Raw genomic sequence first — 6,236 nt, forward strand, 5'->3', positions numbered from 1 at the left:
CCGGGTTCGGGTAATTCTGGAACAGGCCGAAAGACATCGGCTTGCCCGAGGGCGGCGTCGTGTTCTTCTTCTCGCCGTATCCCAGGATGAACTTGCCGAGGCCGTCCGCCACCGCCACCACGCGGCGGTTCCGCTTGTCGATGGTACCGCCCAGGTCTTCCCAGCTCGAGCCGGTCCAACGGTAGACGGAGAGATAGTCCTCGCGCGCGACTTCCAGGCCCTCGTACGACAGCGTCACCTCGAGCGGCTTCGCCAGCCGCGCCCACCCGGGACCGTATTCGTACGCCGGCCCGAGCGTCACGACGGCGGCTTTCTCACCGTCCGCCTTCGCCCCGTCCGCGGCTAAGGCGTGCGTATTTTCACGTTCGCCGCGTACGATCGTAAACAACGTCCGTTTAATTACGCCGCCGAGAGGGAGGTTGAGCGAGGCGCCTTCGCCGCTCACCGTGCCGCCGCGCGCCGTCAGAAACCCGGCGGCGAAGTACTTTTGGCCCGACACGACGTTGCCGGCTTCGTCGGCGACGCGCCAATTTACGGAACCTTCGCCGGCCTTGCCGCCGTTAATGCCGTAGGTGCCGACGTACGAGTACCCGGGTTTGGCGACCGCCAGCTCGACCATTTTCCGGGAGGTCGTCGGCTCCCCCCGTGTCGCGAAGACGACGTCGGCCTCGGCGCCGAAGAGCTTCTCGTCGGCCCCCAAGAGTATCTCGAGCGCGTCGGGGTTAACTTGCGGCCGGGCCACGGCTACCGCGGCGCCCGGCGGCCTCGAGTCGTTGGCGGCGAGGAAGCTGTACTTAAAACTCAATTCGGTCCCGGCGTACGCGGCGCAATTGACGACGGCCGCTATGGACCCGTATTGGGAAGGGTCCCGTATCTGAACGATGCACTTGGCGCCGGGGCTGAATAAGGCCGACGCGGCGCCCGCGGCGCCGTCGAGGTCGGTCCACGTCGAGCCGTTTTTCGTAACCGCGACCCATCCGCCCCAGTCTTCCGACGCCGGTTTGTTCGAGGCCGCGGCCTCCACTTTGAATACCGCGGCGCGCCAGGGCGGCGGCGAATCGAAGCGGTAGTATCCGGCGCCGAGGTAGTTCATAAGCGCGCCGGGGCCCGGCTCGAAGTTTACGACGGGGTAATCGGTCCACACCTTTTGGGGTTGGAGGGTGGGATATTTAGCGCCGTATTTATAGTGGCGGCCGTCGTCCCGTTCGCCGGTGAACCAGTTCCACGCCGTGAACAGTTCGAAAGCGTCTTTGAACGCCCGGCCTTCCGCGAAGGCGCCCGAGCGGTCGTGGCTGTCGATGACGTACGTTACGGCCTCTTCGGTGGAGCGGTCGAGGGTCGGTTCGGCGGTATACCAGCCGTCGCCTTTGGCGGTAGCGCGCCAAACGTAGCGGAGAAGCGGGCCGTCGCCGGCGGGCCGCGGCAGCCACCCGGGAGAAACCCAGTAGCGGCTGCTCCAATCCTCTAGGAAATATACGAACGGCGTGCCGTGTTCCGTAAGCGACGCCAGGGAGTTGCTAAATAGACGTTCGAAGAAAGTTTTACCCGGCGGGTCGGGCGCCTTCGGTTCGTAGATGCGGTCCATCAACCAGGACTGGGTAGCGGCCGCCAGCCACCTGGGCGTGGGTGTATCGCTGGTTTCGGCGGCGTCGAACATGTACGTTATCGCCGAACCCCAAAGTTTTGCCGCGATGCGGGGGGAGTAGTATTCGTCGTACGCGTTGCTGAAGTTAAAATAGGCGGAGTAACAACTCCGGGCCGAAGCGGGGAACGGCCCGAAGGCGTACGTTATCCCTTCCGAGCCGCCGGTGAGCTCGCCGCAGTAAACGTCCCAGCGGTCGTCGCCGCCGTAGTCTTGTCCCTCGCCGGGCCAGCCCAACGTCGGGTAGTAGTCGCGGATGGGTAGGTACGCCCCTTCCCGCGGGTCGGGGTGGTAAAACCAATTATCGGCTTTAGTTTTGTAGTGCGACCACTCGAAATGGGTGCCGACCCACTCCACGACGTCCGGGAAGCCGTTCCGGTCGCGGTCTCGCTGGTCCTGGAGGGCGTTCGGCCCCTCCAACACGTACCAGACGCGGAAGTTGCCGGTGGGCGTATCGTAGTAATATTTGGGATAACCGCCGTAGCGAGTATCGCCCCAGGCGCAGGGGCGGTACTTCCCCGACGCGCCGAGCTCGAGCCGGATGGTTTGCAAGCGGCCGCCGCCCGAGTCGCCGGCGAAAGCGGCCGCGGCGCATATTAAGCTCAACGCTAAGGAAATACGATTCTTTTTACGCACGGGAGCCCTCCCCCGGTACTTCCTCGAGTCGCCGTCCCGGTGCCCACCGCTCGAGGATACCGTATGATTAAGTCGACGTCAAGGGCCCGCCCCGTAACCGCGGCCGCCCGCCTTCCCGGCTGACGGCGCATACCGCCGTTAACGTTCGGCGCCGCCGGCCCGGGGAGTTCCCGGGGCCAAACCCTCCCCGTATAGGTAACCGGCGAGGCCCGGTTGTTCCGGCGTTACCGCCAGCGATAACTCGAAAAAACGCCGCGCGCTGTCGGCGTCGCCCAGCTTCAGATACGTCGTCGCGATTTCGTTCAGCAGGTCCGAATATTCGCGCCGGAACATTAGCGCGTCGTGGCGGTATCGCTCCAGAGCGGGCAGGAACTCGAGGTATAGGGGCAAGGCTTTCTCGGGGTACCCGTGGGCGTTGTAAATAGATGCTATAAACAGGGCGATGTTGGCGTCTTTGGCGTTAACGCGCTCGGCGGCGGCGAGGTTGCGGAGCGCCACGTCGTTCCGGCCCTTCGCGAAGCAGTACTCCGCTGCCGCGATGAAATACCCGGCCCAAATCCGATACGTCGTGGGGCAGTAGGGCCCTCGTTTTTCGCCGAAGCTTTCGGCGACGAGGCGAAAGCCCCGGTACTCGTATCGTTTCCACGGCGGCCCGGGCGACGTTTCGTTCAAACGGACCCGCCGGGCCCGGTAAATTAAGCCGTACGGCACGAGCTCGGCGCCCCACGCGCGGGCGTTTCCTTCGGAAACGTTGTAGTAGAACGGCCGGCCTACCGTCGCCGCCAGGAGCTCGCGCTTGAATACGAGCCACCAATCTTCGGCGGCGTCGGGGTCTACGATGAAGCGAGGCGCGCGCCCGGTGGCCGTCACCTCGCTTCGTATGACGTTGCGGGGGTCGACGACGACCACGTCGGTGCGCCGGCCGTCGACGAAGCGGAGGTACGATTGCCCGAAAAGCCCCTGGCGGCCGTAGAAGGGAAAGGCGATGACGCCGCGGTAGGCGAAGGTCCGGAGGCGGTTGCGGCCGTGCTCGGCGGGGAAGTAGAAACCGCGCAGGTCGGCCTTCGAGACGTGGACCAACAAAGGATAGGCCGGGAGCAGGACGAGGGCGGCCGTCGCCGCCGAGGCCGCGAGCCGGTGGGGTCCTATTTTACCTATTAGTAGCGCCGCCGCGCCGGCCGCGAAGGGCGCGCATATCAGAAAGAACGAGAGGTACCATACCTCTATCTCGAAAACCTGGATGGGCGTCAAAAGGCCCACCAGCGGCAACATCGTCGCCGGCCCGACGACCGCCGCCAAAACCGCCAGCATGCCGGCGTACCGCGTCCGCAACTTGAGGAGCCACGCCAGGCCCACGACCGCCAGCGCCCCCACGCCCGGGCCGAACTGCAAAAGCAACAGCTTGCCGAGCTCCCACGTGTGTTGCCCGAGGTAGCGATATCGGGGCCAATATATGGTGCCGAACTCGCGCCGCCGGACGTGGTCGACGAAGCGCGGCAGGTCCATCGGGACGCCCCAGTTTAGCGGCGGCTCGCGCGAGGCCCGCAGCGCCAGGTACAGGTATATGGAACCGCCGAGGAGCAGGAACGCCCCGGCCGCTATGGCCAACGGGTAGCCCCCCGTCTCCCGCCGTAGTTTGAACCACAAATACGCGAGCAGCGGCGCCGTCGCGACGAACGATAGGGGGTGATTGGCGGCCGCCAGCGCGGCGGCGAAGGCCGTGGCGTAGAACCACCGGGCGTCGCGGGAGGCGTTGCAGCGCGCGCCGCACCAGAGCGTCGCCGCGAGCGCCGCCGCGTTCAACGCGTAGACCTCCGTTATTATCGCCTGCGGCCAGAACGTCGAGGAGAAGGCGAAGAGGCCGCCCGCCGCCCACGAGGCCGCGGCTAGCAACCGGCGGTCCTTTATGGTTGGCGCGAGGAGCTCCCACGTCAGCAGGAAGATGAAGGCCGAGGCCAACGCGCCGAAGGTGGCCGAGGCGAGGTTGATGCGCCACGCGACCTCGCCCAACGGTAAGTACGTGAAGAGGTGGCCGGCGAGCGTTTGGAGGGGATAGCCCGCGGGGTGGTCCACGCCCAGGACGGCGCAACCCAGCGCGAACTCCACCGGGTCCTCGAAGTTCAGCGACGGCGCGAGGGTAAACAGGTATACGGCAAAGGGGACGACGAACGCCGCGGCCAGGCCGACGTTGTGCCATACGGCGGCCTGGCCGTTCGCACTTACTCGAGCGCGGAGGTGCATACCTCTATGATAATGCCTCGCGGCGCCTCGGTCAACGTAAAAGGAAAACCCCCGCCTCGCGGCGGGGGTTCTTACACTTAGGGTTTAGACAGGGGGCTTAAGCCCCCTGTCCGACCGCGCCGCGTCGGATGGTAACATCCGACGCCACCGTATTTTCCGGAGGGCGACCCCGCTGCGCGCGAGCGAAGCGAGTCGAGCGAGGAGGTGCCCGGAGGCCGCGGCGGCCGACGCGCAGCGGCGGCCAAAGCGGTAACCGAATTAACCGACTAAAAAACCCCGCCTCGCGGCGGGGGTTCTTATTTCCGAAATAGCGCGTAGGCTTAGATATCTTCCCAGCGGCTTTCGAGCTTCTTCTGGACCGCCGGCATCGTCGTGTACTCCATCTCGGCGAAGGGCAGCCGGTGCGGCTCGAACGGGCCGTGGCGGCGCAGGTATTCGCCGATGCGGTTGGCGGTCCGCCGGGCCTCGTCGTAGCTCGGGTCGTCGAACATGTCGCGGTGGCTGGCCAGGCCCCCGTCCGCGAGCTGGTAGCCGACGCAGACGACGCGCGGCGGCCCGTCGAAGCGGGTGGGGTGCGCCTGCGCGAGCGAGACCGGCATCAGCGGCCCCATGTGCGAGCCGCGCATCCAGCCCGAGACGGTGTGCGGGAACGCGAACGGCTCCAGCGCCTCGCCCACCGCCGGGAGCCCTGACTGGCAGCGCACGACGCACACCGGGTCGTCCTTGCCGACGTAGCGCCCCGCGATGAGCGCGAGCTTCTGCGTCGACGACGCCGCCGCAATGTCGCCGTTGTCCTTACGGTAGACGGCGCGGATGAGGAAGTGGTCCGGTGCGCCGACGAATACCAGCATGTCGTAGAGCTCCTCCGGGCAGGAGAAGACGATGTGCTTGCTGCGGTGGATGTCGTAGACGTCGAATTTGAAACCGTCGTGCATGTTGGGGTCGATGACCAGGCCCGCGGTGTTGAACGGGTCGGCGAACATCTTGTAGAGCGGCAGGTTCCACGCGCCGGGCGCGCACTTGTCGGCCGCGAAGACGAGCACCGGCTCGCTCTTGCGTTCCTCGAACTCCATCTCGGCCACGCCCGGGCCCATCCCCTTGACGTTGCCGGAGAAGGCGTCGGCCAACAGGTCCTGGCCCGCGCCGTAGAGGTGGAGCTTTTTCGCCACCTCGGTGCCGGCGACGAAGGTATCCCAGGCCAGCTTGTGGATCTTCTCGGCGTCGGGGCCCTGGGTGTGCGTCATAATGAGCTCGAGGTCGTCGCCGCAGGTGAAGATGTCGAAGTCGACGAGCAGGCCGCTTTTCCGGGCCTTTTCGAGCTCCTCACGGGCTTTGGCGATGATGTCCGGATGGCTCGCCGAGTGGCCCACTAAGCCGCCGATGTCGGCCTTTATGACGCTCAGGGTTATCTTTCCAGCCATTTCTTAAGCGCCTCCTTATATTATTAACGAATATTATGGCTTCGGCCTAAAGTCGTACATTATATCATTTTTAAAAGAATTATACAAATAAAACTTTTCGGGTCGCCGCCCTAACGGCCTGATAACCGTCCGGTTACGCGGAGATTACTTTTCTTCGACCTTCAGGAGCGAAGGCGACCGTGTCTTACCGACCTATCTTTATTCTTTACGTAGGAGAGGGGATTTTGCCGGCGAGCCACCCCCAGCGTACGCTTCCGCGCTCGCGGTCGAACGCCGGCACGTAGGGCTTGACGTCC

The 6,236-nt window shown here is 65.1% G+C and carries 3 protein-coding genes; all 3 read right to left on the reverse strand.

What is annotated here, in order from left to right; all coding sequences use genetic code 11:
- On the reverse strand, positions 1-2,278 hold a 2,278-nt coding region (locus VMX79_00995; protein HUV85670.1), incomplete at its 3' end, for a hypothetical protein.
- 138 nt (positions 2,279-2,416) lie between these two features.
- Positions 2,417-4,519 (reverse strand): DUF2723 domain-containing protein, encoded by a 2,103-nt coding sequence (locus VMX79_01000; protein HUV85671.1) that lies wholly within the window; start codon positions 4,517-4,519, stop codon positions 2,417-2,419.
- A 320-nt stretch (positions 4,520-4,839) separates the two neighbouring features.
- The gene (fbp, locus tag VMX79_01005; protein ID HUV85672.1) at positions 4,840-5,940 is read right to left on the reverse strand and encodes a fructose-1,6-bisphosphate aldolase/phosphatase; all 1,101 of its coding nucleotides are present in this window, start codon (positions 5,938-5,940) and stop codon (positions 4,840-4,842) included.
- Between the last annotated feature and the right edge of the window lie 296 nt (positions 5,941-6,236).

The sequence above is a fragment of the bacterium genome, assembly GCA_035529855.1.
Lineage (GTDB): Bacteria > RBG-13-66-14 > B26-G2 > WVWN01 > WVWN01 > WVWN01.